This window comes from Clostridium sp. CM036, from assembly GCF_055081135.1.
This window is the reverse complement of sequence record NZ_CM143652.1, coordinates 1526044-1552757: the sequence shown is the minus strand read 5'-3', so window position 1 is coordinate 1552757 and position 26714 is coordinate 1526044. Positions and strand designations below refer to the sequence as shown.

Here is a 26714-nt window from a genome sequence, read left to right as displayed (position 1 = left end):
AGGTAGGGCACATATGATAAAAGATTTTAATTTAAACCTAAGAGAGCTCCAATTAGTTTATAATAAATCAAATGAGGCAAAAATAGGATTTGCAGTGCTGTATAAATATTTACAAAATTACGGTAAATTTCCTGAGAGTAAAGAAGCAGTGTCAGAAAAAAGTATTGAGTTCATTGCAAAACAACTTAAAATTGATGGAAAAACTTATTTAAATTACGATTTTAATAGCAGAAATGCTTTTTTTCATAAGGAGCAAATTCGAGAAGAACTTTGCTTTCGTGAATATAGTAAAAATGATATGGAATCAATTAAAGAATAGCTTATACAAATAGTTTTACCTGTTAATGATGATATTGAGTATTTAAAGCAACAACTATATAAAAGGTTTTACGAAATAAAAATTGAGTCTACTACTGAAGAAACTTTAGAGCGTATAGTTTCTTCAGCTATAAATACATTTAGATATAGGTATAAACAATGTTTTTTTATCCAACATGGCTGATATTTATTTATCAAGTGCCAATAAAGATATGAATGTTGTAGATAAGAAATATGGTAATGGCGCAGTTAAATTTATTGGAGAATCTCTAAAATTTTATTCTGAAAATAATAAGTAATGAATTAAAATGGGATATTACGCAGATGATAATAGACTAAATACTCAATATTGCATATGCGGATTCACTATAGCTTAACGGGGGCGAATTATTAAAAAACCATACATTTTATTCCTTAGCGTGGGTTTTGTCGGAAATGTTGGCTGCACCCCAGTATAATAAGACTAAATGTGTAAATGCAAAAGATTTTACTTGTAATGACACAAATGGAGGTATGGGATGAATAAAATATTGGTTGTTGAAGATGAAGATATTTTACGTGAAGTGATAATTGACTATCTAATTGAGTATGGATATCAGGTATTAGAGGCCGAAGATGGGGAAAAAGCTTTAGAGCTATTTCAATTAAATTCTGTTGATTTAGTTATACTAGATATTGTTCTGCCGAAGATTGACGGCTGGTCAGTATGCCGTAGAATACGGAAAAATTCCAGTATCCCTATAATCATTTTGACTGCACGTTCAGATGAGGATGATTCTCTTCTGGGATATGAGTTGGGAGCGGATGATTATCTGATCAAACCATATAGTCCTCTGGTTCTAATGGCAAAAGTGAAACGATTTCTTGAAAAATACCCAGGTACTATGGATGGAATGTTGACGTCAGCCGGCGGTATTGTTATAAATATGGGGTCAAGACTTGTTTCTATTGATTGTAATACTATTAATTTGACTCATACAGAATTTGAGATTCTAGCTTACTTAATGCAAAATAGAGGGATTGTAATTACCAGAGAACAATTAATAGCTAAAATATGGGGTTATGATTTTTATGGTGATGAAAAGACAATGAACAGCCATATCAGAAACCTGCGTGCTAAGCTTGGAAGTAAAGGCTGCTACATTGTTACGGTTATCCGCTCGGGATATAAATTCGAAGAGGGGCAGCTATGAAAAAAAGTATTGTTTTTAAATGGTTTGTGCTAACAGTTCTATTATTATCTACTATGTTTTTATTCATTGGAATAACGCAAAATTACTTTTTTAAGAAATATTATATTAATGAGAAATTGGATACTCTCGAAATGTATATGAAGGAGTACCCAGATATAGTAGCGAAAAAAGGAGCGGAAGCAGCATCTGGTGAAATATATAAGAATAACCAAATCTGGATTACAAAAATGGACAAAAATGGTCGTATCGGCGATGTGGAAAATTACTATCTCGAAGTGAAATTGAAAAATGAATCTCAGGGTACTTTGCGGATACCAATGTACTCCTTTGAAGGAGAATATTCTTCTGATGTACTCGCTTCATTTAAGGTCGGCGATGAGGTGATTATTGATACAGTTAATATAGCAGATGAAAAGATACCTTATATGATAAATACTAATTCAACGGGCGTCGTAAATTTAAATATTGCAAACAAGCTGAATGGTCCTAATGCTGATAAAGCGTATAGTCACCTTGTAACTGACGTATTGAGGGGAAAGATAACGAAGACTGCATTTCCCGAACGAGGGTTGGATATTTCGTTTCCCTACCATGAACTTTATTTTTTGAAACAGATAAAAGAATTTCAAGCCGGTTTGCTAGCTAATAATGCGAAACCTCTTCAGGGTACAGAAGAATTTAGTGCAACAGAAAATCTTGTGGAATATAAGATAATTATTAAACCGGTTGTTGAAAATGGGGTAACGGGATATATTTTTGCTATGACATCTCTTCAGCCGGTAGATGAAGCAATATCGGTTATACAGCAATTCTATCCTTACTTTTTTGGATTTACATTTCTGTGTGTTATATTCTTGGCATTTATTTTTTCTAAGTGGCTGGCGAAACCTCTGATATCCATCAACCAGGTCACAGAGAAAATAGCAAACATGGATTTTACGGAAAAACTGCCGGTGCGTTCCGCCGATGAAATTGGTCAGTTATCCCAAAATATTAATTATCTGTCGAACCAGATGGAAGTATATATTGGTCAGCTTAAACAGGATCTTGATAAAGAGAGAAAATTAGAAACTATACGAAAGGAATTTATTGCAGGTGTATCTCATGAGCTGAAAACGCCTCTTGCGGTTATGAAAAGTTGTCTGTCTATTTTTAAAGACGGAATTGCAGCTGAAAAAAGGGAACATTACTTACAGGCGATGGAAGATGAAATACAACGGATGGACTTGCTGGTTGTAAACATGTTGGATCTAGCTAAATTTGAATCTGGTACCTATAAGCCTGAATTAGCTCCTTTTGAAATGGATAAAGCAATTACCGAAGTATGCAAGTCCCTGGCTGAGCAAATACAGGAGAAAAATATCTCTCTTATATTAAGACTTTGCCCTAAAATTGTAGTGGGGCATAAATGGCTAATCAGTCGCGTTATTACTAATTTTCTCAGTAATGCAATCCGGAATACGGAGAATGGATATGCAATCGTAATTGCTATAAGCTGCAATGGAGAGACAGCAGAAATCAGCATAGAAAATCAGGGGAAGCCAATATTAGAGGAAGACAGGAAAAAGATATGGGACCAATTCTACCGTGTGGAGGCACGGACATCCAAAGCAGGTACGGGTCTTGGACTTTCCATATCCAAGGGGATATTGGAGCTTCATCATGCAATTTATGGTGTGGAAAATACGAAAGATGGCGTCCGTTTTTTCTTTTCTCTACCGGTCCAACCATAAATCATTGATTATATCTTCAGAGAAAGATATATGCCTTCTTTAAGATACTTTTATTCAAAAAAATTAATATTTTACTGACGAAAAAGCTATGAAGGGTACTTCATGGCTTTTGTTCTGCAAAAAATTAGAAAGAAATAATATCCGAACTCTATCTTATCTGCACCTGTTCTGCATTTTACTATTGTAATATAAGTTTATCAAATAAAGAAAAGAGGTATTTTTATGAAAAAATTAATTATTAGTTTCCTTATGGGTATTCTTTTGATAGGTATGACTGCCTGCGGGAATACAAATGCTGCAAAGGATGTTACAGCTAAGTCTAAGAACAATGTGTTTATCGGAGATTCCATTACCGAAGGTTTTGTCATCAATGAAATTCTTCCTAAAGAAAGTGTAATAGCTGCGGCAGGAGCCACAGCCGGGTTTACGTATGATAAAATTGATGGCTTGACTAAAAAGAAACCGGACAACGTCTTTATCATGTTGGGATCGGATGACCTGTTCATGCCTGTGAAGGATCCTAAAGAATTATTCAGAAATGATTTAACAAAACTGATTAACAAGATAAAGGAAGAACAGCCCAATTGTAAGATATATCTCCAGTCCATAACACCTGTAACACAGGAGGCATTAAAACTAGAACCCCGCTATAAAAATGTAGATGAATACAATGAGCTTTTAAAGGAGTTGGCGGGCAAGTTATCAGTTAATTATATAGACATAGGAGCATTGGCAAAGGAAAACCCTGATTTATTTGCGGAAGATGGTGTTCACTTCAAGAAAGAATTTTATCAGCTGTGGTTGAAGAAACTTTCTAAATTATTATAGTGGAGGGACCATATGATATTCAGTAGTCTGTTTTTTACATTTGCTTTTTTGCCTATCACAGTAATTCTATATTATTCCTTAGGAAAGCACTTTAGGAATATTGTCCTGCTGACTGCAAGCCTGTTTTTTTATGCATGGGGAGAACCTATCTATGTGTTATTGATGTGCGGTTCCATAACGGTTAATTACTGTCTAGGCACTCTCTTAGGTAGATCTGATACCAGTAGCCGAAAAAGGAAGCTTTTTTTAATAATAAGCCTGGTGCTCAATTTAGGCTGTCTCGCTTATTTTAAATACATCGGCATGATCATAAGTACAATAGCATCAATTGGCAGTTGGAATTTGAATGCTGGAACACCAACGCTTCCCATAGGAATTTCGTTTTATACCTTTCAGACACTATCTTATGTGATTGATGTATATAGGGGAAAAATAAAGCAGCAGAAAAGCCTGATTCTATTTGCCCTTTATATTACTATGTTCCCGCAGTTGGTGGCAGGGCCTATTGTGAACTATGCAGACATTGAATCACAGTTAGCTTACAGGAGCATGAACTTCAAAAAATTCAACTCCGGGATGCAGCGCTTTCTGTGTGGTCTTGCGAAAAAGATGCTTCTTGCAAATAATATAGGACTACTATGGTCTGAAGTAAAAGCCATGCCAGGTACAGAAGTTTCAATGCTCATGGCATGGGCCGGGATTATTGCCTTTACATTACAGATTTATTTCGATTTTAGCGGGTATTCAGATATGGCTATCGGATTGGGAAAAATGTTTGGATTTCGTTTCAAGGAAAACTTCCAGTATCCATATATTTCGCAAAGTATTTCGGAATTTTGGCGCAGGTGGCATATCTCCCTAGGATCATGGTTTAAGGAATATGTATATATTTCTCTTGGTGGAAACCGTGTCGGTAAGTGGAAACTGATACGGAACATGTTCATTGTATGGTTTCTCACCGGGCTCTGGCATGGTGCAAGTTGGAATTTTGTTTTATGGGGGCTTTATTTTGGAGCTTTAATATTAATAGAAAAATTGTTTTTGCAGAAAAGCATGACAAGATGGCCAAAGGTTGTCCGTCATATATACTTATTGCTGTTTGTTGTTATAGGCTGGGTGCTTTTTGAATTTACCAACCTGACGGATATGCTCGGTTTTCTGCGGATCATGTCTGGAGTAGGAGGTAATGCGCTTATTAATAACCAAGCAATTGTGAAGCTAAAAGCTTATGCCATCTTATATATTGTTTGTATCATTGCGGCTTCACCTTGGCCTAAGGAACTGGCGTTAGTATTTGAAAGAAGTCATTACAATATTTATAAATTAGCAGTAACCGTGTATTATTGTGTACTAATGTTTTTTTCAACGGCATACATGGTTAGTTCAACCTACAACCCATTTATATATTTCCGATTTTGACCAGGAGGATTGATATGAGAATAAGTAACAAAAAAAAACTTGCCGTTATACAGAATATCGTGTGTATGTTGCCGCTTTTATTTATACTTGCTATGTTTATATTGAATCTTGCTCTACCGGCTAAAACCTATTCAAGAGAGGAGAGGCGTTACTTAGCACAATGGCCTGTTTTTCGTATTGAAAAAGTATTAGATGGCAGTTATGAGACTAAGGTTGAATCATATTTTTCTGATCAGTTCCCTTCTCGAAATTTTTGGGTTCATATCCAGAAAGGCTCCAATCAAATTTTATTTAAAAGGTAATTTTTATTACATTGCTGTGGATAGTAACATTAGCAACGATTGATCAATATGAGAGAAAAATGCTACAACTACAAGATCCTTCTGATACATATCAAATATGTCAGATAAACGATGAAGTTCAAGACAATGTAGAAAGAGGGTAAAAATCCATGAAAAAAAAGTTGTTGAAAATAAATATAAAAGCACTCTTTGTATTCTTATTAATCCTGGGATTGCTATTTATTAGTAATATGGTGAAAAAAGGAGAGAATGCTAATTCACAGAGTATTACTTCTAATTTTACAGTATGTATTGATGCAGGCCATGGCGGATATGATGTTGGTGCTACAAACTCATCGAATATTTTTGAAAAGGATGTAACATTAGCAATTGCTCTTAAAGTAGGCGATCTCTTAGAAAAAGATGGTATTAAGGTGTTATATACAAGGACTACTGATAAAGTGTCCTGGCCCTCTGATAATAAGCTAGATCTTAGAGCAAGAGTTAAAGTATCAAATGAGGCTAAAGCAGATGCATTTGTATCTATACATTGCAATGCTGCTACTGACTCTAGTTATCATGGAGTAGAAACCTGGTGTAGGTTTCGTAATACTGATGGTGAAAAACTTGCTAAAAGCATCCAAAAGGAACTTGGTAATAGTAAGTACTCCGCCGATAGAGGTTTAAAATATGAATCTAATGGACACTCATTGGCTGTATTGCGGCTTAATAATTCTGTTTCCGCATTAATTGAAATAGGTTTTTTAAGTAATTCTTCAGATGCTAATTTTGTAACATCTGAAAGTGGACAAGATGTATGTGCTAATAGTATAGCAAAAGGAATTTTAAATTATAAGTCATCAGTTAAAAAGTAATTAATTTTACACTAAAATTAATGTTTAGATATAACAAAGGAGAAAAAAATTATGAGAATAAAAAGCAATAAATTTAAGACAATAAGAAACACTGTAATTATAGTATTTTCTATTATATTATGTGCTTTATTTTATACAGGGTATACATGGGTTTCAGAAGTGAATGTTCAAGCCAAGGGAAATCAGGTATTACAGGCTAAGGCACAGGAAATAAAGGAAAAAGACGAAGCGGATAAGAAAGCTAAAGATTTAAATACTAAAGCCGCCAATGCTGCAGCTGATTATGATATACAAAAAGTATCAGATATATCTAGCGGTAGAGGCGTGAAAGATGGTAAGAAAATCGCGTTTCTTACTTTTGATGATGGCCCATCTACTACTGTAACACCACAAGTACTAGATGTATTAAAAGATAATAAAATAAAAGCAACCTTCTTTACTGTTGGAAACCTTATAGAATCTAATAATTCAAGTAAAGAGCTTATAAAAAGAATTTCCAAAGAAGGACATTCTATAGGAAATCATAGCTATAGTCATTCAATGAAAACATTATATCCTCATAACAGACTTGATGTAAGTATTTATATGGCTGAACTTGAGAAAACTAACAATATCTTAAAAGATATTTTAGGACAAGATTTTAATGCACGAGCAATGAGAATGCCAGGTGGATATATGTCTAGAGTATACTACGATGATCCTAATTTGACTGAATTGAATGCCAAGTTAAAGGAAAAAGATATGTATAGTATAGATTGGAATGCATATATTTTCGATGCTGAGGGTAAAAACAAAACTGCCCCCGAATTAGTAGAAGCCTTTAAAAAAGATGTAGGTACACAAGAAAAAATAGTAGTATTAATGCACGATACATATGGTAAGGAAGAAACTGCAAAGGCATTACCTGAAATTATAGACTATCTAAAAATAAATGGATATGAATTTAAGATTATAAAATAACTTTCGGAGGGCACTGTAAAGTAATTTTGGAGGAGGTGAAAATGGGATGAAAGCTGTTGCTTCTGTGGTCATGAACGGAATTAATGAAGCTTATGACGAATATCTTAGGATAGGTCAAGGTGATTTAAGAAAAGTTATATTCCAGACAGGACAATTTGATCGTGTAGCCTCCGAACTTGGTGGCATTGCTAACCCTAAAACCATTTGGGCAAGTCCACTAGAACAAATACATTAGGGGGTAATAATCGCAAAACGCGGATTTTATACGTTAAGACATATATTACTAAAACACCGATATATTCAAAAAATTTGTTGAATATATCGGTGTTTTGCTTCCTTTTTTCAGTTTATCATTTGCCATTTTTATCTCTCGCTTAGTTAGTATTATCAATACTATAATTGTATTTTAACTAACTTGTTTTGATCAAAAAAATAAGAGCTTTATCATTTAGTGATTAAACCCTAGATATATCAGTGCTTTACACTGATGGTATATACTTTTTCGAGTTAGAACTATTACATATAATTGAAGAGAGATTTTCTGATTCACTATCATCTTTACTAATTATCATAGCTGTAAAAAACGTCAAAACGGCAATTAATTTTAACGATGATAAATATTATTAAAACTTTTAAGATTTACCTATACAAGGAAAAAAGTTAAAGTAGATATCAGACAATAGGATTAAAATATAATAATTTATTAGATAAGTATCTAAAACTTTACAACAACTTTACATATAGGATAATCTTCTCATATATAAATAGTTTATAATTTTACTTGCTAATTATTTATATTAATAAATTTGAATAAATAAAACAATAATATTATTGGAGGTGATATGGTTGAAACAAAAGATTCTAATAGTAGAAGATGATTTAGCAATATCAAACTTAATCAAATTAAATTTAAATATAGCAAATTATGAAACTAAAGAAGTTTATGATGGCTTAGAAGCAATTAATATAATTGAAAATGAACCTTTTGATTTAATACTACTGGATGTTATGCTTCCAAATGCTGATGGTTTTACTATAATGGATAAAATAAGATATTTAGATATTCCTGTTATATTTCTTACTGCTAAAAACTCAGTTATTGATAAAGTAACTGGATTAAAATTAGGAGCAGAAGATTATATTGTAAAGCCCTTTGAGGCTCTAGAACTGTTAGCAAGAATTGAAACTGTTCTTAGAAGATATGGAAAAGCTAATGATGCTTTGGAATTTAAAGATATTAAAATATATTTAAAAGAAAGAATAGTAAAAAAAAGTGGCAAAATAGTAGATTTAACTCTTAAGGAATTTGAATTATTATGTATATTGGTGCAAAATAAAAATATAGCATTAACTAGAGATATACTATTAGAAAGAGTATGGAAATATGATTATTTTGGAGGAACTAGAACTGTTGATATGCATATAGGTTCAATTAGAAAAAAATTAGACCTAAATGATAATATTAAGACGGTTTATAAAATTGGCTACAGGTTGGAGGACTAATAGATGAAATTTTGGCAAAGAATATACATTTTATTTTTGACTTTATTTATTTTAACCTTTAGCTTTGCAGGAATTTTAATAATAGAAAAGATTCATAATGAAACATTAAAAAGAGAAGTAGATAGATGTTTAAGTGAACATTTGAGTATTTATTCAGGAGTGAATTTAAGTATTCCGGTGTATGACACTTTAAGAAGGTATTCCCGTAATACCAGCTCGGATGATGAAATTTTATCTAATGCCATCAATGATTATTACAAAAAATACAATGATAAAAATGTTTATGTAGAGATTTTAGATACAAATAATAAAAGTGTGTTTAGTAATATGAATTTTAAAATGCCTGATAAAAGAGAAGAAATCAATTCACTTCAACCAGATAAAAGACAATATATAATTAAGGATATAGGTAATAAATCATATATATTTATATCAAACTTGATAAATATAAATAATAAATCCTATAAATTTACTTATGCGCGAAATATTTCAGGAATTTATAAAGAAAGAGGAAATCAGTATGTTTTCTTTTTTAAACTAGACGTAGTAGTATCTTTAGTTTTCATGGCGTTTATGTATTTTGCAAGTAAATATATAACAAAACCAATCCAGAATCTTATAGGGGCTACTAAAAGAATAGTTAAAGGAAACTTTTCAGAAAAGGTAGAAATAAAATCTAAAGATGAATTTGGCGTGCTGGCAGAAAATTTCAATACAATGGCTGAGGTTGTTGAAGAAAAAATAAATGAATTAGAAAGAAATAATAATGAAAAGCAGAGGTTCATCGATAACTTGGCCCATGAATTAAAAACACCATTAACTTCTATAATAGGGTATGCAAATTTACTTCGTACCACCAAATATAATGAGGAAATTTTTATAGACGGTCTTGGCTATATATATGGAGAGGGAAAGCGGTTAGAGGAATTATCTTTTAGGCTAATGGACTTAATACTATTAAGAAAAGAAGAGTTTAAGCTGCAAAATGAAAGCATAAAAAACATTGTTCTTGAAGTAAAAGGGTCATTGCTTCCAAAACTTATTGAAAAAAACATAAGCTTAGTAATAGAGGACAATGATTTTGAAATGATGATGCAACGTGATTTAATGAAGGTACTACTAACTAATCTTATAGACAATGCTATAAAAGCTTCTAAGGTTAAATCAGAAATTCACATTGGTATTAACAAATATAAATATGAAGTTGAAATAAAAGATCATGGCATAGGGATTGCTAAGGAACATATAGATAAGATCTTTGAACCCTTCTATATGGTTGATAAAGCAAGAACTAGGGCAAGTAATGGTGCCGGATTAGGTTTATCAATATGTAAAAAGATATTGGATATTCATAGTGGATGCTTTGTAGTTGAAAGTGAAATAGATAAGGGAACTTCAATTAAATTAATATTTAATACTTGTAAAGGTGGTGACTCCTTTCATGAAACATAAAATAATACTTCTCGTATTATTGATTTCTAGTATTTTTTTAACTTCCTGTAGTGATTTTAGTAACATAAAAAAAAATCAACTGGTAGTTATAAAGCTTGATAAAAATACTATATCTACTTCAGATATAGTGAATGGAAAAAAAATCTTAACAGAGGAAGGGGCAAAATTAAAAGCTCTAGAAATTTTAGAAAAATATTTTAATGTGAAACTTTACCTGACAGAGGTTGGAAGTAATGTTCAGTTCTTTAGTTCATCAATGTTAAAAAGAGATTTAGAGCTGATAAAGCCAAGTAATTATTCAAAAACGCAATTGGAATATAGTAAATCTGTGTTAGAAAACGGTTTATATAATGTAGAATTTTTTACAAGAGTAGAAAAGAAAACACAAAATACAAATTACACAGGCTATTTTATGAAAATAGATTCAAAAACAGGAGAATGTATATATTTTAACAGTTATGATAGTGAGATTATACCTTCTTCAAACAGTAGTATTGATATAACCGAAGCAAAAAAAATAGCAAAAGAATTTATACTAAAAAATAATATTGGTAATATTAAAAATATAAAGTTCGTTAATCAAAATCCGAAAAGCGTAAAGGAGCCAGTTGGATGCAGTTTAGTATACGAGGATGCTGACGTAGCTAGTAATAAAGTAATAATTTCTATTGATGAGAGCACTAAAAAAATATACAGTTTCTCAATAGGAGTAATGGCGAAAATTCAATCTAATACTAGTTGGTAAGAAAATAAACAAATGGAATAAAATCATAAAACTTACTACTTTAGTGTAAGTGACATAAATAAGAAAAGGCATCCCATATTCGGAATGCTTTTTCTTATATATGTCTCTTTACAAAATACTCACTTTTAACAAAATCTTATTTTGTTAAAAGTGAGTATTTTTTTAGAACTAGATAATTCTTTTCTTTACATATGCTTTACAACTATTAAAAACTTCTGATATATTCTCCTATTATAATTAAATATATCAGATAAACGATAAAAAGCAAAAACAATGTAGAAAGAAGGGAAATCTATGAAAAAAAAGTTGTCGAAAATAAGTATAAAAGCACTCTTTGTATTCTTATTAATCTTGGGATTGCTATTTATTAGTAATCCAGTAAAAAAAGGAGCGAATGCTAATCCACAGATTATTAATAACCACGAGCAAAAGAGTAATACTTCTAATTTTACAGTATGTATTGATGCAGGCCATGGCGGATATGATATTGGTGCTACAAACTCATCGAATATTTTTGAAAAGGATGTAACATTAGTAATTGCTCTTAAAGTAGGCGCTCTCTTAGAAAAAGATGGTATTAAGGTGTTATATACAAGAACTACTGATAAAGTGTCCTGGCCCTCTGATAATAAGCTAGATCTTAGAGCAAGAGTTAAAGTATCAAATGAGGCTAAAGCAAATGCATTTGTATCTATACATTGTAATTCTGCTACTGACTCTAGCTATCGTGGAGTAGAAACCTGGTGTAGGTTTCCTAATACTGATGGTGAAAAACTTGCTGAAAGTATCCAAAAGGAACTTGGTAATAGTAATTACTCCGCCGATAGAGGGTTGAAATATGAATCTAATGGACACTCATTGGCTGTATTACGGCTTAATAATTCTGTTTCCGCATTAATTGAAATAGGTTTTTTAAGTAATTCTTCAGATGCTAATTTTGTAACATCTGAAAGTGGACAAGATGTATGTGCTAATAGTATAGCAAAAGGAATTTTAAATTATAAGTCATCAGTTAAAAAGTAATTAATTTTACACTAAAATTAATGTTTAGATATAACAAAGGAGAAAAAAATTATGAGAATAAAAAGCAATAAATTTAAGACAATAAGAAACACTGTAATTATAGTATTTTCTATTATATTATGTGCTTTATTTTATACAGGGTATACATGGGTTTCAGAAGTGAATGTTCAAGCCAAGGGAAATCAGGTATTACAGGCTAAGGCACAGGAAATAAAGGAAAAAGACGAAGCGGATAAGAAAGCTAAAGATTTAAATACTAAAGCCGCCAATGCTGCAGCTGATTATGATATACAAAAAGTATCAGATATATCTAGCGGTAGAGGCGTGAAAGATGGTAAGAAAATCGCGTTTCTTACTTTTGATGATGGCCCATCTACTACTGTAACACCACAAGTACTAGATGTATTAAAAGATAATAAAATAAAAGCAACCTTCTTTACTGTTGGAAACCTTATAGAATCTAATAATTCAAGTAAAGAGCTTATAAAAAGAATTTCCAAAGAAGGACATTCTATAGGAAATCATAGCTATAGTCATTCAATGAAAACATTATATCCTCATAACAGACTTGATGTAAGTATTTATATGGCTGAACTTGAGAAAACTAACAATATCTTAAAAGATATTTTAGGACAAGATTTTAATGCACGAGCAATGAGAATGCCAGGTGGATATATGTCTAGAGTATACTACGATGATCCTAATTTGACTGAATTGAATGCCAAGTTAAAGGAAAAAGATATGTATAGTATAGATTGGAATGCATATATTTTCGATGCTGAGGGTAAAAACAAAACTGCCCCCGAATTAGTAGAAGCCTTTAAAAAAGATGTAGGTACACAAGAAAAAATAGTAGTATTAATGCACGATACATATGGTAAGGAAGAAACTGCAAAGGCATTACCTGAAATTATAGACTATCTAAAAATAAATGGATATGAATTTAAGATTATAAAATAACTTAAGGCAGTATTTGTAATATAATGGTATAAAAGAACTTATAAGTGTTGCCTAATTAGTGTAGCGAAGGCGCGATAATTAATGATGCCCGTAACTTACTCGGAAATGGTGGGTATTAAATTCAAAGCGTAGATATGACAGGCGCCATCGCTGAAGATGAAGGGATGGTATGTGGAGGAATCATGGAGGTAATAATAGAGTCTTTTTAAACATCACGAGTACGGTTGCATTTATTTTTAGTTAAATAAAATATACTTGTCCATATCTAAAGGTTACAATTAAAATAATTACAAAAGCTATAAGTCTTAATCTTATTCTTGGTTTTTTATTTTCTGAACATATCTATAAATGGTGGCTTCTGATGAGCCTAATGTTTTAGCAAGTTGTTTAACGGCACCTTTTAATAGAAAGATTCCTTTTTGATGAAGTTCCTCGACTATATGAATCTTATCTTCTTGTTTTAAATATTCAATAGTAATACCTTTAGAAGAGGTTATTTTATTAATTGAACATTGAGCTAATTCTTCAATGATTGAAGAGAGATTTTCTGATTCACTATCATCTTTACGTTCTAATTCAGGTTCTTTTTTATAAAGAGAATATACCTTTGAAACAGTTTCCATCAAAGTATTAAGTGCTGTTTCATCAGTGTTCACAGATATAAGACCAATTAAATTCATATCATCATCTCTTATAAAAAAAGTTGATGAACGTAGGGAGTTATTTATTTTATTATCTCCGTTATAATTAGTAATAAAATCATTTTTTTCATTTGAATTTTCTTTTAGTATTTTTAAAATTAAATCTGTTGCAGGAGCACCAACTTCTCTTTTGGAAATATAGTTATTTTTTATACTAATAATAGAATGGTCTAAATCTGTTAAGTCGTGTAAAGCCACTTCACTATTTTTACCCAAAATCGCAGCAATAAAATCTACCAACGGAATATATTTATTTAATTTATTCTGTATAAGTTTAGATGACATTTTTTCACCTCATAAATATCTTTATATTTAGCCTTGTGCATATTGCAAAGTGTTGTCTTTATAGAATTTTAACTGAAGAGATATAATTCCAGTAAGTGTTATATTTTCACTGGAATTATAGTACTATCTCCTAACTTACATAAATGATTCTGTTTCTATATGAGATATTTTATTAGTGGCAATTTTTTTATCAGCCCAGTTTTTACCTTCAATAATGCGAGAAATAATCATTGCAACCCCAGTATCACCAGTAGCGTTAATTGCTGTTGCTGGTGCGTCTGTTATTGTTCCAATTAAAACCATAATTGGAATTGAAACAGCCGGAAATCCAAAAGCAGCTACAATAAATATTTCTCCAACATAGCCACCTGCCGGTATTGCACCCATTACTGATGAGGCTACTACAGATACTACAATAGCAGTCAATAAGTTTTTAGGATCCAGAAAGTTAATGTTAAAAATAGAACACATAAATGCAATTTTTAAAATTGAAATTAAACACGCTCCATCTTTATGAAGATTACAACCCATAGGAATAGTAATATTCTTAATATCTTCTGGAATGCCAATGTTTTTTGAGGCAATAAGATTACTCGGAATACTTGCAGCACTAGAGCACGTACCTAAAGATGTTAAAGCTGGCGGAACAATGTGTTTCCAAAAATTTCTAATTCCTCTATTCCCATCACCAATGAAAGCGAAAATAGTATTTGCTAAAAAGAAATATATTAGAGCCGCTATAAAATATATTATTAATGCTCTTGATAGTGGTCCTGCAATTTCATCACCATACTGCCCAATCAAAGTAGCGAAGAATGCACCTAGTCCTATTGGGGCTAAAAGCATGACATATCCAACCATTTTCATAATAACACTAGATAGTGAGTCAAATAATTGCATTACAGGTTTTCCTTTTTCTCCTATAGCAACAGTAGATACTCCAAAAAACATAGAAAAAACAATTAAAGCCATCAAATTTTTTCTTGACCATAACAGTGAAAAGTCATTTACTGTAAACATCGATAAAAAATTACTACTGCTCGTCATATCCTTTACTGTTTCATTCATAACGATATTTGCTCCATGAGCTGGATCAAACACTCCACAGATGACAGCCATATAAACGCTGGCTATGATTTCTGTTACAATAAACAATACCATCATGATAGATAACACTTTACCAAGTTTGTGCAAATTCTCCATATTAGCAATGGAAGATACTAAAGATACGAAAATCATAGGGACTACACAACAATATAATAAATTTAGAAAAACATCTGCTATAGGAGTAAGAAGTACAGCTTTTGGTCCAAGTATCCATCCTACAATGGACCCTACTAACATTCCCCCAAGGAGGATAAAAGAAAATTTATAGTTCTTTAAAAACTTCATTAGTGTTCCTCGCCTTCTATTTTTACAAAGAATTGATATTCTTTATGATGTTGTCTACAGCCATTTCAACATATTTGGGATCAGTAGCCATATTGAGTCTAACAAAACCTTTGCAATCTTTACTAAACAACTCACCTAAATCAACAGCAAGTCTACATTTGTCCTGTATAAAGGTTTTTGTGTCCTTAGGATCTATATATTCTCGTAAATCTAACCAAGCAAGATAGGTTCCTTCTAATGGCGTAATAATTATTTTTGGTGCTTTTTCATTTAGTCTGGTTTTAACATAGTTATAATTATATCGTATTACATCTAGTAAAGAATCTAACCACTCTTTTCCATGGCTATAAGCAGCTTCTGCTGCAGTGAGTCCCATGATATTTACTTCTGTTTGATTAACAGTTTTTGCATAAGCGTCATATTTAGCTCTTATTTCTTCATTGGATATGATTATATGGGAATTTAATAACCCAGCTAGATTGAAAGTTTTTGACGGTGCTGTAACTGTTATTAGATTATCTGCATACTTTCCGCAACTTACAATCGCTGCTGGAATTTGAACATTTTTTCCAACTATAATATCCTGATGAATCTCATCTGAAACAACAAGTACATTGTGTTTTTTACATATAGACAAAACTTTATCCAATTCTTCTTCTGTCCAAACTCTACCAACTGGATTATGAGGAGAGCATTGGATAAATAATTTGACGTCGTTTTCAACAATATTCTTTTCAAAATTCTCGAAATCAATAGTATATACTCCGTTAGTATTAATTAATTCCGATGTAATCAATTTTCTTCCATTATCGTTTACCGCATTGTGGAAGGGATAATAAACTGGAGTAATAATCATTACTGAGTCATTGGGTTTTGTAAAAGCATTAACAAACCAGTATAAGGCAAGAACAACACCAGTTGAAAAACGCATCCATTCTTTATTTATCTCATAATTATGTTCATTCTTTTCCCACTTAATGAAGGCATCATAATAGGATTCAGGTACATAAGAATATCCAAATATTCCGTGTTGAATTCTTTTCTTCAGTGCATCAACTACAACTTCAGGAGTTTTAAATTCCATGTCTGCAACCCACATAGCAATTAAATCTTTATCACCATAACGCTTATCTAGTGCATCCCATTTTAAGGAGTTTGTCCCTAACCTATCTATTGAATACTTTTCACAAAATTCTTTGATATTCATTATAAAAGCTCCTTTTTTTTTATAAATTAGCTATTGCGTAAACTTCGACTAATACTTTTTATACGTTTACAATATTATATAAACTAAATAGCCATTAATTTATTATAACAATATATTATCATAGCTGTAAAAAAACGTCAACATAATAAATTATCTTAATCTTGATAAATTTTTATTAAAATTAAGATAATTTATTTTAGAATAATTTATGGATTCGAAGCATATGGTTATGTGAAAGATGAAATATTGGCTGAAGATTATTTAGTTTTTGTACTAGAATTAATGGTTAGATATAACAGGGGGAGAAAAGAATTATGAGAAGAAAAAGTAATGATTTTAATACAACAAGTAGCACTGTAAATATAGTGTTTTTTATTGTATTATGCAGTTTATTTTATACAAGCTATACATGGTTTTCTAAAGGGGCGAAAGCCGCTAATGCCGCTAATGCCACTAATGCCACTAATGCTGCAAATGTTGCAGCTGATTATGATATACAAAAAATATCGGCCATAGCTAGCTGCAAAGGGGAGAAGGATGGCAAAAAAATGGCATTTCTTACTTTTGATGATGGGCCGTCTACTACGGTAACACCTCAAGTACTAGATGTATTAAAAAATAATAACATAAAAGCGACCTTCTTTACAGTTGGAAAATTTATAGAATCTAATAATTCGAGTAAAGAGATTATAAAAAGAATTTTCAAAGAGGGACATGCTATAGGAAATCATAGTTATAGTCACTCATTGAAAACCTTATATCCCCATAACAGACTTGATGTAAGTACTTATATGGCTGAAATTGAGAAAACTAACAATATCTTAAAAGATATTTTAGGACAGGATTTTAATGACCGAGCAATAAGGATGCCAGGTGGTTATATGTCTAGAGTGTACTATAAAGATCCTAAGTTGATTGAATTGAACGCTAAGTTAAAAGAAAAAGATCTGTATAGTATAGATTGGAATGCATACATTTTCGATGCTGAGGGTAAAAAGAAAACTGCACCCGAATTAGTAGAGGCATTTAAAAAATCTGTAAGTACACAAGAAAAAGTAGTAGTATTAATGCACGATACCTATGGTAAGGAAGAAACTGCAAAAGCATTACCTGAAATTATAGACTATCTAAAAATAAATGGATATGAATTTAAGATTATAAAATAACTTTAAATATGTTTGGAACATAATGGTATAATTGACTTAGAAGTGTTGCCTAATTGTAGGAAAATAAGAAAATTATAAATTTAACTAAAAAAGCACCCATAAATGAGTGCTTTTTATTACTGATATTAAGAACAAAGGTAATTCTAAAATTATGCTCCCATAAACATTTTTATATCATCATCTACATTACTTATTCCACCAATACCAAAGCTGTCAACCAATACCTTTACTACGTTTGGTGATAGGAATGCTGGTAGTGTTGGTCCTAAATGAATATTTTTAACTCCTAAATGCAGTAATGCAAGTAATACTATAACTGCCTTTTGCTCGTACCATGCAATATTATAAGAAATCGGAAGTTCATTTATATCATCTAATTCAAATACTTCTTTTAGTTTAAGTGCAATTACTACTAATGAGTATGAATCATTACATTGTCCTGCATCCAATACTCTTGGAATTCCACCAATATCACCTAAATTTAACTTGTTATATTTATATTTCGCGCAACCGGCTGTAAGTATAACTGCATCCTTTGGTAGCTTTTCAGCAAATTCTGTGTAGTAATCACGGCTTTTCATTCGTCCATCGCAGCCTGCCATTACAAAGAATCTCTTTATTGCTCCAGATTTAACAGCGTCCACAATTTTGTCCGCAAGAGCTATCACTTGATTATGAGCAAATCCTCCTACTATTTCACCTTTTTCAATTTCTTTAGGTGCCGCACATTTTTTAGCCTGTTTAATTATTTTAGAAAAATCTTTTGAATTTCCATTTATTCCATCTGCTATATGCTTAACGCCTTCAAAACCTGTTAATCCTGTAGTGTATATTCTATCTTTATAAGATGCTTTTGGAGTTACAATACAGTTTGTAGTCATAAGTATTGGTCCATTGAAGCTTTCAAATTCCTGGTTCTGTTTCCACCATGCATTGCCATAATTTCCAACTAAGTGCTTGTACTTTTTAAATGAAGGATAATAGTTAGCTGGAAGCATTTCACTGTGAGTATATATATCTACTCCCGTGCCCTCCGTTTGTTTTAATAACTCTTCCATATCTTTTAAGTCATGTCCACTAATTAATATAGCGGGATTATTTTTAACTCCTATATTAACTTTTGTTATTTCAGGATTCCCGTAACTCGTAGTGTTCGCCTTATCAAGTAAAGCCATTGCATCAACACCATACTTACCACATTCAAGTACTAAGGCCACAAGTTCATCAACGCTTAAATTATCGTTAAGCGTTGAAGCTAACCCCTTTTGAGTGAATGCATGAAGCCCATCATCGTTGTATCCAAGACTACTCGCATGCTTAGCATACGCAGCCATTCCCTTCAGTCCGTAAATAAGCAATTCTCTTAAAGATCTTACATCCTCATTCTCTGTTGAGAGTACTCCAACTTTTCCTGCTTTTTCATCAAATGCTTTTAAGTCATTAGAAAACCAAACTGCTGCATCGGGTAAGTTTAATTCCTCCTCTTTGCCAAATCCAAACGTATTAAATATCCTTGTAAGCCAACTAGCATTTTCGCCTTTATCACTTAACTTAATTCCAGCTTTAAGAAGCTGACCTTTTAATTCTTCCCTTAATCTTAAACCTTCTCTTATTCTTTTAATAAATACATTTCTATCAAAATTTGCATTAGTTATAGTTGCAAATAAACTTTCCATTATAAAAGCATCTACTTCTTTATTAACGATACCATTCTCTCTAGCACGTACACTGTATATAGATATTCCTTTAGTTACATAAATTAGCAGGTCCTGAGCTTTTGCGAGACTTTCAGTCTTACCACAAACTCCCTTTACCGTACAACCTTTGCAATTAGCTGCTTCTTGACATTGATAACAAAACATAGCCATATTAATAAACCTCCATTTTTCTCTTTTGTAAGCACTGGTTGTGCCTGTTCTATGTGATTATTATACTGATATATAATCATGTTGTCGGTAACATATGTTACTAACTTATTTTATTACTATACGATGTCTAGTGTATTTTTGTTTCTTCTAATTTTCTGTGTACAACACTTGCCTCTTTTATGTATGTTTAAAATTAATCTAAATACTTCTTCTCTAATTCTTCTAAAACACTTATATATTCTTTTTGTAATTGATTTTTAGTTGCCTCTAATTCAATATTTTCACAACTTACATTTACGCCCTCCATGTCCACTTGGCTTAATGCTCTTCTAGCAAAGGTATATATCAATTTATCTTCTTTATCAATATGTCTTGTTAACAGATTAGCATAGCATACGGAATTTGCGATTATATCCACTCGTGAATCTAAGTCACCATTTTTAACTCTTAAAAGAGCTTCTTCTAAAAGCGTTATATGTTGCCTTCCTAAATCATGTTCTATATACATTCCAGATAAGGGTCCTTTTACCATATTTTGCCCTAGTTGAGTTTCCATCTTCTTAAAAAGGACAACCTCTTCCTTATTGTGATGGTGCTTATCACCATAGTTTCTAACAAATAGAATCATCTTTTCAAAAGATACAAAATCAACAGTATTGCTATTTAATATTTCTACGCTTAATTTCTTAAATAATTTTAATCCACGTAAAATATATTTATGTTCGTCCATCATTAAATCTATTGCATCCATAATTAATCCTCCTAATTTTTTCAATTCAATACTTATTTCAAATTATAATTATATTATTAACTTGTTTAATAATATAATACTAGTCCTTATAGTGTAAAACAGTAGATTTCATACTCCTATGTTATAATTCTACTTAACTTTAATTTGAAAAAATATGATTTAAATCAAAATTATAAAAAAACAACCTAAGGCTTATGTAATAGGCCTTAGGTTGCTTGAAAATTACTATTCTACATATGATCTTAAAATATCTATTTGTTTTATAATTACCACTTTATTACCCTTAAGGATGATAATACCCGACTCTTCAAATATACTGAGCTTCCTGCTTATGGTTTCTCTCGTTACCCCAACATAATTTGCCATCTCTTCCCTATTTATAGGTAAGTTGATTTGCAAACCCTGATTTGTAGCAACTCCATACTTTTCACCAAACTCTAAAAGCATAAACGCAACTCTTATTTCTGCATCATTAGTAGCCAGATTTTGGGCAAGATTTTCAGTCTGAGTTAGACGCTTTGAAATAACTTGTAATAGCTTTATTGATATTCCTGGGTTGCTCATGATAATTTTATCCATATCTTGTTTGGTTAATGTACATATTTTAACATCTGATATGGCGTAAACATTAAAATTATATATTTCATCACTACTGAACAGGCTTAGTTCTCCAAAGAAATCTCCACTAGTGAAGATATGAACTATTTGCTCTTTACCCTCTTTTGTTAACTTAGATATTTTTACTTGACCTTCATTAATAATAAATAATGTATCTGATTTTTGTCCTTGACTACACAGCATATCTCCTTTTTTATAGAATTTATGCCCTGTCATATCAACAATTTTTATAAGTTCATCGTCAGAGAGGAATGAAAATATAGGTACCTTCTTAGCACATAGGCTATGATTACAATTTCCACAACTACACTCTTTCATATATATCACCTACCATTTAGTATAATAACATCTTTAATTTAGCCCAGTCAAATAATAATCAATATACTTTTTTAGTACTTAAAGATTTTGATTTTCTGTTTCCCCTTATTGAAACCTTGAAATAACAAAGGATGATAGTGTCTTATCAAAAATACATCAGGTTATAAAGGATACAGAGGATGAGCATGATGCTGCTGGAAATATAATTAAAGAATTAGAGAAGATAACCAGAGATTTCAATGCTTCGGAAGGGGTATATGAATATTCTCATTAATATCGTGTATAATCATGCCAGTAATGTGCAAAATATTATATAGAAGTTTTAAAAATTAGGAGGGTTACATATGCAAGGAAAAATGTTTTGTTTTCAATGTGAACAAACTTTCGGCGGAAAAGGTTGTACCAAAGTAGGAGTCTGTGGAAAAACGCCTGAAATTGCAGCAATGCAGGATTTGCTCATTTATCAGTTAAAAGGAATAAGCTGTTATGCTACTAAACTTTTAGCCAAAGGCGAAAAAATTGATAAGTCATGGGTTTCATTTATTGAAAATTCATTGTTTATGACATTAACTAATGTAAATTTTGATCCTGAATCTCATATGGATATGCTTAAAAGATCTCAAGTAATAAAAGAGGATGCCAGGAAAAAAGCAGCAGGGGAAGAAGTAAATTCTGAGGAAGCTTTATATAATTTAAGTGATACTAAGCAGCAGATACTTGAAGATGCTAAAAAAGCTGGCGTTATGTATAATGAAGACTTAGATGCTGATATCCGTTCAGTTCGCGAAACTATAAAATATGGATTAAAAGGGATTGCAGCTTATGCACACCAAGCTAGATGTATTAAATATAATAGCGATGAAGTAGATGATTTTTATTTTATAGGCTTAGCAGTAATGACTGATGATAGTTTAAATCTACAAGATCTTATCAAGTATTTAGTTAAAACTGGAGATATGTGTGTTAAGGTTATGGAGGTATTAGATAAAGCCAATAATGAGAAATACAATTCTCCAACACCTACAAAGGTTAATGTAAACATTAAAAAGGGTCCATTCATTGTAGTTTCTGGTCATGATTTAAGGGATCTTGAAATGTTACTTGAGCAAACAGAAGGCAAGGGAATAAATATTTATACACATGGTGAAATGTTACCATCGCATGGATACCCAAAGCTCAATAAATACAAACATTTAGTAGGTAATTTTGGAGGAGCATGGCAAGATCAACAAAAAGAATTTGATGGTATACCTGGTTGTATTTTAATGACAACAAATTGCTTAATGAAACCAAGAGATTCTTATAAAGATAGAATATACTCAACAAGTGTTGTTGGTTGGGATGGTCTAAAACATATATCTAATGATGAGAATGGATATAAAGACTTCTCTGAAATGATAAATAAAGCACTAGAACTCGGTGGATTTGAAAAAGATGAAGAAGTTAAAGAAATTCTAGTAGGATTTGGTCATAAAGCAACTTTAAGTCATGCTGAAACAATAGTAAATGCAGTTAAGGAAGGAAAAATTAGACACTTCTTCTTAATTGGAGGATGTGATGGTGCAAGACCAGGAAGAAACTATTACACTGAATTTGCTCAGCAGGTGCCTAAAGATTGTATTATTCTTACTTTAGCTTGTGGAAAATATCGTTTTAATAAGTTAGAGTTTGGTGAGGTAGCAGGACTTCCAAGATTACTAGATGTAGGTCAATGTAACGATGCATATTCTGCTGTGAAAATAGCCTCAGCACTAGCGGATGCATTTAAATGCAGCATTAATGATCTACCACTGGCAATTGTTTTAAGTTGGTATGAGCAAAAAGCTGTTGCTGACCTATTGGCATTACTTTCACTTGGAGTGAAAGGGATTTACCTTGGACCAACGCTTCCAGCTTTCTTAAGCCCTAACGTATTACAATTTTTAGTTGATACTTTTGATATTAAACCTATAAGCAATCCAGAAGATGATTTAAAACAAATACTCGGATAAATAATATTAATTTTATAATTATAATTTAAAATAAACGGCTGCTAAATGTAATTTGAATACATTTAGCAGCCGCTTATTTTACGTTTTTAGATTTTTTGTGACTTCAATCATATTCTAATGAAAAACAAATATGTATAATCAAAATAATATAGTGTCAATAATAAAAAATTCATTATAAAAACAAGTGATTTATAATCGAGGTCGAAGATGTAAGTTATTAGTAAATAACTTTAATTAAAAAAGGGAATATTAAAAGTAAATATTAAAATGAAATGGGTGATAAAGTAAAAATATTTATTAATACAAAGGTAAAATATAGATAGTTGATGAGTTGTTGGATAAATTAAAGAACAATAAATAATGATGGAGGTATAAATATGACAGATATTAAATTTTGTGAGAATAACTTTACTTTTGGAACAGATGAAACTATGAAAAAATTAAAAGAGAACTATCCAGGTGTAGATATAACAGCTGAGGAATGCCTGGGATATTGTGGAGATTGCGCAGTGGGACCTTATGCTTTAGTAGATGACGAACTGATACAGGCTGGTACTGCAGATGAATTATATGAGAAAATTAAAAGCATGATGTAAGAAACAGATAAAACTATATTTTAGGATATTCATTTTAAGAACAATGCCTTATTAAAAAATATATGAGAAGGGATTTTAAATCTACCATTAGATATGATTTGCCCAAGTTGTGGAATTATTTGGAAAGATAATCCGCTTCAAATTGCAAATAAATATATGGAATGGGCAAAAGATTATAAAGAAAATCAAGTTACAATAATTTATGATACTATGTGGAATGCTACTAGAATAATGGCAGAGGCAATAGCTGTCGGAATAAAAAAACTGTGGAACCCTGATGAAGTAGGGCTAGACAGGTGTAAAGATTTTGGTAAGAGTATAGGAAAATCATATTGAAAGTCAAGGAGCTCTAATCACAAAGTGATTAGAGCTTCTTGACTTTATTGCATTCAATCATAATGATACTTAGTAAATAACTTCATTATTTTTAAATTTTGATTTAAATCATATTTTTATAATTAAAATAAATATAGAATAGAGCCATAGGAAAGCAAGAACATATGAAAATAAATTAATATCGGAGGGACACATTATGAAGAAAAACATTATGCTAAGTGAAAAAATATTTTGGGTTGGTAAGGTTGATGATAGAGAGGTACCTTTCCATAGACTAACATTAACTAAAGGAACCACTTATAATAGTTATTTATTAATGACTGAAAAACCTACAGTGATTGATACTGTTGATATAAGCTTTGGTAGAGAATTTGTAGAAAATTTAAAGAATATAATTGAACTTGATAAAATTAAATTTATTGTAATTAATCACACTGAACCTGATCATTCTGGTGCCCTTGGGAGTTTGGCGGCTAGAGCTAAAAATGCAGTAATTGTGTGCACAAAGCTGGCTGTAGCTGAACTTAAGGAAATGTATAATCTTCATAATAGAGAATTTTTAGTTGTGGGGGAGGGGGATACTCTTGATATAGGCGGCAAGACCCTAAAATTCATAGAGACGCCTTATCTTCATACGCAGGAGACTATGATAACTTATTGCATCGATGATGAAATTTTATTCCCTTGCGATATCTTTAGTACCCACGTAGCTAACTATGAGTATTTTAATGATATGGCAAAAGACGATATCAATGATGACTATATTGGCTACTACAAATTAATAATGCACCCACATAGAAGATATGTTCAGAATATGATCGAAAAAATTAGAGATTTAGACATAAAGATAATAGCACCATCCCATGGATTTATTATTAGAAATAACGTTCAAAGTTTTATAGATATTTATGATAATATGAGTAAGAATACAGAGGTAGGTAAAAAAACACTTATTTTATACTCGACTATGACAGGTAGGACAAAAAAAATTGCTGATATTTTTAAGGAAAAATTTGAGAAGCAAAATATAGCTTCCCAAATCATGGATGTAAATAAAATACCAAGAGAAGAAGTAATGAAGGCTATCAATGAAGCCGATGCAATTTTCTTTGGCAGCTCTACTAAATATGCAGATATGATTGGAAATATGGAAGATATATTGAAGAATCTTCATGCAATAAATCTAGAAGATAAGATAGGGGCGGCATTTGGTTCTTATGGTTGGAGTGGAGAAGCTGTGGAAGTAGTTCAGGATTACTTGAAGGAAACCGATATTAAAGTTTTGAATACTTCTGATGTAATTAAGTCGACGGGTATGGTCGATATAGAATTCCCACTAAGGATTAGGTTTTCACCAAGCGAAGATAACATAAAGAGCATTGAAAGGGCAGTTGTCTATACTGCTGATTTATTACTTAGTACAATTTAAAATATGAGGAGGTATTTATTATGGGAAATATTATAAATAAAAATCAAAGCCTTGGAGAAATAGTTTCAACTTTCCCAGGTTCTACAGAGACCCTTAACCGGTATAAAATAGATTATTGCTGTGGTGGACACGACACGTTAGCAGAAGCCTTGGAGGTCATAGATTTAGACGCTGATGAAATTATTGAAGAACTTAATAACGAGTACGAGAAGTTTATAAAAACTAATTCAGAGTATAAAGACTGGAGAAAAGAAAAACCTTCCACCTTAATAAGACACATAGTAGAAACACATCATGAATTTACCAAAAAACAGCTTAAAGAAATAGATACTTTATTATTAAAAGTACTCAAGGTACATTTTAAGCTTCATAGTGAAGAACTATTAAAGGTACACAAATATTTTGGAACCTTGAAAACAGAGCTAGAAGAGCACCTTATCAAAGAAGAGGAGAATCTATTTCCCCTTATTGAAAATTTTGAAATAACAAAGGATGATAGTGTCTTATCAAAAATATATCAGGTAATAAAGGATACGGAGGATGAGCATGAAGCTGCCGGAAATATATTTAAAGAATTAGAGAAGATAACCAGAGATTTCAATGCTCCAGAAGGGGCTTGCACTTCTTTCAAACTTGTATATACAAAACTTCATGACTTAGAAAAAGATTTATTTATTCATATTTATCTGGAAAACAGTGTTTTGTTTAATATGCTTTGGCAGAAAAAGAGTTGCTCTATAAATTAATTTTTAGAGTAAAATTATTA

Annotated in this window: 25 protein-coding genes and 2 pseudogenes; 21 read left to right on the top strand and 6 right to left on the bottom strand. The window is 31.5% G+C overall.

Features of this window, described 5'->3' with window-relative positions; genetic code table 11:
* Positions 1-13 precede the first annotated feature (13 nt).
* From ACWJKE_RS07360 to ACWJKE_RS07290, 15 genes and pseudogenes are all read left to right on the top strand, one after another.
* Entirely contained in the window at positions 14-319 is a 306-nt protein-coding gene (locus ACWJKE_RS07360; protein WP_216303540.1) for a DUF4158 domain-containing protein, read from the top strand.
* Positions 320-494: 175 nt separating this feature from the next.
* The gene (locus tag ACWJKE_RS07355; protein WP_375294757.1) at positions 495-617 is read left to right on the top strand and encodes a hypothetical protein; all 123 of its coding nucleotides are present in this window, start codon (positions 495-497) and stop codon (positions 615-617) included.
* 219 nt (positions 618-836) lie between these two features.
* On the top strand, positions 837-1511 hold the full coding sequence (locus tag ACWJKE_RS07350) for a response regulator transcription factor (protein ID WP_216303539.1): 675 nt from the start codon (positions 837-839) through the stop codon (positions 1509-1511).
* Positions 1508-3244: a sensor histidine kinase gene (locus ACWJKE_RS07345; protein ID WP_216303538.1), complete on the top strand. Its 1737-nt coding sequence runs from the start codon at positions 1508-1510 to the stop codon at positions 3242-3244. The genes ACWJKE_RS07350 and ACWJKE_RS07345 overlap by 4 nt, the downstream gene beginning before the upstream one ends.
* A gap of 222 nt (positions 3245-3466) precedes the next feature.
* Positions 3467-4072 (top strand): GDSL-type esterase/lipase family protein, encoded by a 606-nt coding sequence (locus ACWJKE_RS07340; protein WP_216303537.1) that lies wholly within the window; start codon positions 3467-3469, stop codon positions 4070-4072.
* A gap of 12 nt (positions 4073-4084) precedes the next feature.
* On the top strand, positions 4085-5491 hold the full coding sequence (locus ACWJKE_RS07335) for an MBOAT family O-acyltransferase (protein ID WP_216303536.1): 1407 nt from the start codon (positions 4085-4087) through the stop codon (positions 5489-5491).
* A gap of 14 nt (positions 5492-5505) precedes the next feature.
* Positions 5506-5793, top strand: coding sequence for a DHHW family protein (locus ACWJKE_RS07330; RefSeq protein ID WP_216303535.1), 288 nt, complete (start codon positions 5506-5508; stop codon positions 5791-5793).
* Positions 5794-5942: 149 nt separating this feature from the next.
* Positions 5943-6647, top strand: a complete 705-nt coding sequence (locus ACWJKE_RS07325) for an N-acetylmuramoyl-L-alanine amidase family protein (RefSeq protein ID WP_462959301.1) — start codon at positions 5943-5945, stop codon at positions 6645-6647.
* A gap of 51 nt (positions 6648-6698) precedes the next feature.
* On the top strand, positions 6699-7607 hold the full coding sequence (locus ACWJKE_RS07320) for a polysaccharide deacetylase family protein (RefSeq protein ID WP_220286608.1): 909 nt from the start codon (positions 6699-6701) through the stop codon (positions 7605-7607).
* A 28-nt stretch (positions 7608-7635) separates the two neighbouring features.
* A pseudogene (locus ACWJKE_RS07315) lies at positions 7636-7839 on the top strand (cell wall hydrolase); the annotation flags it as partial.
* 614 nt (positions 7840-8453) lie between these two features.
* Complete coding sequence (locus ACWJKE_RS07310; protein ID WP_216303531.1) at positions 8454-9110, top strand: response regulator transcription factor; 657 nt, start codon at positions 8454-8456, stop codon at positions 9108-9110.
* 3 nt (positions 9111-9113) lie between these two features.
* The gene (locus tag ACWJKE_RS07305; protein WP_216303530.1) at positions 9114-10562 is read left to right on the top strand and encodes a HAMP domain-containing sensor histidine kinase; all 1449 of its coding nucleotides are present in this window, start codon (positions 9114-9116) and stop codon (positions 10560-10562) included.
* Positions 10552-11307: a hypothetical protein gene (locus ACWJKE_RS07300; RefSeq protein ID WP_216303529.1), complete on the top strand. Its 756-nt coding sequence runs from the start codon at positions 10552-10554 to the stop codon at positions 11305-11307. Before ACWJKE_RS07305 ends, ACWJKE_RS07300 begins: the two co-directional genes overlap by 11 nt.
* 294 nt (positions 11308-11601) lie before the next feature.
* On the top strand, positions 11602-12330 hold the full coding sequence (locus tag ACWJKE_RS07295) for an N-acetylmuramoyl-L-alanine amidase family protein (RefSeq protein ID WP_462959300.1): 729 nt from the start codon (positions 11602-11604) through the stop codon (positions 12328-12330).
* A 51-nt stretch (positions 12331-12381) separates the two neighbouring features.
* Positions 12382-13290: a polysaccharide deacetylase family protein gene (locus ACWJKE_RS07290; protein WP_220286608.1), complete on the top strand. Its 909-nt coding sequence runs from the start codon at positions 12382-12384 to the stop codon at positions 13288-13290.
* A gap of 311 nt (positions 13291-13601) precedes the next feature.
* Here ACWJKE_RS07290 and ACWJKE_RS07285 read toward each other — a convergent pair whose 3' ends face one another.
* The 3 genes from ACWJKE_RS07285 to ACWJKE_RS07275 all read right to left on the bottom strand — a co-directional run bounded on the left by ACWJKE_RS07285 (position 13602) and on the right by ACWJKE_RS07275 (position 16875).
* Positions 13602-14276 carry a helix-turn-helix transcriptional regulator gene (locus tag ACWJKE_RS07285; protein ID WP_216303526.1) on the bottom strand — a complete coding sequence of 225 codons (675 nt, stop codon included), beginning with the start codon at positions 14274-14276 and terminating at the stop codon, positions 13602-13604.
* Between the two features lie 135 nt (positions 14277-14411).
* Positions 14412-15668 (bottom strand): dicarboxylate/amino acid:cation symporter, encoded by a 1257-nt coding sequence (locus tag ACWJKE_RS07280; RefSeq protein WP_216303525.1) that lies wholly within the window; start codon positions 15666-15668, stop codon positions 14412-14414.
* A 22-nt stretch (positions 15669-15690) separates the two neighbouring features.
* Positions 15691-16875 (bottom strand): MalY/PatB family protein, encoded by a 1185-nt coding sequence (locus ACWJKE_RS07275; RefSeq protein WP_216303524.1) that lies wholly within the window; start codon positions 16873-16875, stop codon positions 15691-15693.
* 314 nt (positions 16876-17189) lie between these two features.
* Between ACWJKE_RS07275 and ACWJKE_RS07270 the strand changes: the two genes are divergently transcribed.
* Positions 17190-18041: a polysaccharide deacetylase family protein gene (locus ACWJKE_RS07270; protein ID WP_216303523.1), complete on the top strand. Its 852-nt coding sequence runs from the start codon at positions 17190-17192 to the stop codon at positions 18039-18041.
* Positions 18042-18190: 149 nt separating this feature from the next.
* On the opposite strand, the gene hcp (ACWJKE_RS07265) is transcribed toward ACWJKE_RS07270, so the two are convergent.
* From hcp (ACWJKE_RS07265) to ACWJKE_RS07255, 3 genes are all read right to left on the bottom strand, one after another.
* Entirely contained in the window at positions 18191-19909 is a 1719-nt protein-coding gene (gene hcp / locus ACWJKE_RS07265) for a hydroxylamine reductase (RefSeq protein WP_216303522.1), read from the bottom strand.
* Between the two features lie 193 nt (positions 19910-20102).
* Positions 20103-20660: a hemerythrin domain-containing protein gene (locus ACWJKE_RS07260; RefSeq protein WP_216303521.1), complete on the bottom strand. Its 558-nt coding sequence runs from the start codon at positions 20658-20660 to the stop codon at positions 20103-20105.
* Positions 20661-20885: 225 nt separating this feature from the next.
* Complete coding sequence (locus ACWJKE_RS07255; protein WP_216303520.1) at positions 20886-21596, bottom strand: Crp/Fnr family transcriptional regulator; 711 nt, start codon at positions 21594-21596, stop codon at positions 20886-20888.
* A 344-nt stretch (positions 21597-21940) separates the two neighbouring features.
* Here ACWJKE_RS07255 and hcp (ACWJKE_RS07250) point away from each other — a divergent pair, with 344 nt between their 5' ends.
* From hcp (ACWJKE_RS07250) to ric, 5 genes and pseudogenes are all read left to right on the top strand, one after another.
* On the top strand, positions 21941-23587 hold the full coding sequence (gene hcp, locus ACWJKE_RS07250; RefSeq protein WP_216303519.1) for a hydroxylamine reductase: 1647 nt from the start codon (positions 21941-21943) through the stop codon (positions 23585-23587).
* A 377-nt stretch (positions 23588-23964) separates the two neighbouring features.
* Positions 23965-24183 carry a YuzB family protein gene (locus ACWJKE_RS07245; RefSeq protein ID WP_216303518.1) on the top strand — a complete coding sequence of 73 codons (219 nt, stop codon included), beginning with the start codon at positions 23965-23967 and terminating at the stop codon, positions 24181-24183.
* Between the two features lie 78 nt (positions 24184-24261).
* A pseudogene (locus ACWJKE_RS07240) lies at positions 24262-24450 on the top strand (anaerobic nitric oxide reductase flavorubredoxin); the annotation flags it as partial.
* Between the two features lie 265 nt (positions 24451-24715).
* A complete protein-coding gene (locus tag ACWJKE_RS07235; RefSeq protein WP_216303517.1) occupies positions 24716-25948 on the top strand; it encodes an FprA family A-type flavoprotein in 1233 nt (410 codons plus the stop codon).
* Between the two features lie 20 nt (positions 25949-25968).
* Positions 25969-26694, top strand: coding sequence for an iron-sulfur cluster repair di-iron protein (ric, locus tag ACWJKE_RS07230; protein WP_216303516.1), 726 nt, complete (start codon positions 25969-25971; stop codon positions 26692-26694).
* Positions 26695-26714: the final 20 nt, after the last annotated feature.

Bases quoted from the DNA above. Each gene is read 5' to 3' on its own strand.
- ACWJKE_RS07360 (WP_216303540.1), top strand. From the start codon at position 14: ATGATAAAAGATTTTAATTTAAACCTAAGAGAGCTCCAATTAGTTTAT.
- ACWJKE_RS07355 (WP_375294757.1), top strand. From the start codon at position 495: ATGGCTGATATTTATTTATCAAGTGCCAATAAAGATATGAATGTTGTA.
- ACWJKE_RS07350 (WP_216303539.1), top strand. From the start codon at position 837: ATGAATAAAATATTGGTTGTTGAAGATGAAGATATTTTACGTGAAGTG.
- ACWJKE_RS07345 (WP_216303538.1), top strand. From the start codon at position 1,508: ATGAAAAAAAGTATTGTTTTTAAATGGTTTGTGCTAACAGTTCTATTA.
- ACWJKE_RS07340 (WP_216303537.1), top strand. From the start codon at position 3,467: ATGAAAAAATTAATTATTAGTTTCCTTATGGGTATTCTTTTGATAGGT.
- ACWJKE_RS07335 (WP_216303536.1), top strand. From the start codon at position 4,085: ATGATATTCAGTAGTCTGTTTTTTACATTTGCTTTTTTGCCTATCACA.
- ACWJKE_RS07330 (WP_216303535.1), top strand. From the start codon at position 5,506: ATGAGAATAAGTAACAAAAAAAAACTTGCCGTTATACAGAATATCGTG.
- ACWJKE_RS07325 (WP_462959301.1), top strand. From the start codon at position 5,943: ATGAAAAAAAAGTTGTTGAAAATAAATATAAAAGCACTCTTTGTATTC.
- ACWJKE_RS07320 (WP_220286608.1), top strand. From the start codon at position 6,699: ATGAGAATAAAAAGCAATAAATTTAAGACAATAAGAAACACTGTAATT.
- ACWJKE_RS07305 (WP_216303530.1), top strand. From the start codon at position 9,114: ATGAAATTTTGGCAAAGAATATACATTTTATTTTTGACTTTATTTATT.
- ACWJKE_RS07300 (WP_216303529.1), top strand. From the start codon at position 10,552: ATGAAACATAAAATAATACTTCTCGTATTATTGATTTCTAGTATTTTT.
- ACWJKE_RS07295 (WP_462959300.1), top strand. From the start codon at position 11,602: ATGAAAAAAAAGTTGTCGAAAATAAGTATAAAAGCACTCTTTGTATTC.
- ACWJKE_RS07290 (WP_220286608.1), top strand. From the start codon at position 12,382: ATGAGAATAAAAAGCAATAAATTTAAGACAATAAGAAACACTGTAATT.
- ACWJKE_RS07285 (WP_216303526.1), bottom strand. From the start codon at position 14,276: ATGTCATCTAAACTTATACAGAATAAATTAAATAAATATATTCCGTTG.
- ACWJKE_RS07280 (WP_216303525.1), bottom strand. From the start codon at position 15,668: ATGAAGTTTTTAAAGAACTATAAATTTTCTTTTATCCTCCTTGGGGGA.
- ACWJKE_RS07275 (WP_216303524.1), bottom strand. From the start codon at position 16,875: ATGAATATCAAAGAATTTTGTGAAAAGTATTCAATAGATAGGTTAGGG.
- ACWJKE_RS07270 (WP_216303523.1), top strand. From the start codon at position 17,190: ATGAGAAGAAAAAGTAATGATTTTAATACAACAAGTAGCACTGTAAAT.
- hcp (WP_216303522.1), bottom strand. From the start codon at position 19,909: ATGGCTATGTTTTGTTATCAATGTCAAGAAGCAGCTAATTGCAAAGGT.
- ACWJKE_RS07260 (WP_216303521.1), bottom strand. From the start codon at position 20,660: ATGGATGCAATAGATTTAATGATGGACGAACATAAATATATTTTACGT.
- ACWJKE_RS07255 (WP_216303520.1), bottom strand. From the start codon at position 21,596: ATGAAAGAGTGTAGTTGTGGAAATTGTAATCATAGCCTATGTGCTAAG.
- hcp (WP_216303519.1), top strand. From the start codon at position 21,941: ATGCAAGGAAAAATGTTTTGTTTTCAATGTGAACAAACTTTCGGCGGA.
- ACWJKE_RS07245 (WP_216303518.1), top strand. From the start codon at position 23,965: ATGACAGATATTAAATTTTGTGAGAATAACTTTACTTTTGGAACAGAT.
- ACWJKE_RS07235 (WP_216303517.1), top strand. From the start codon at position 24,716: ATGAAGAAAAACATTATGCTAAGTGAAAAAATATTTTGGGTTGGTAAG.
- ric (WP_216303516.1), top strand. From the start codon at position 25,969: ATGGGAAATATTATAAATAAAAATCAAAGCCTTGGAGAAATAGTTTCA.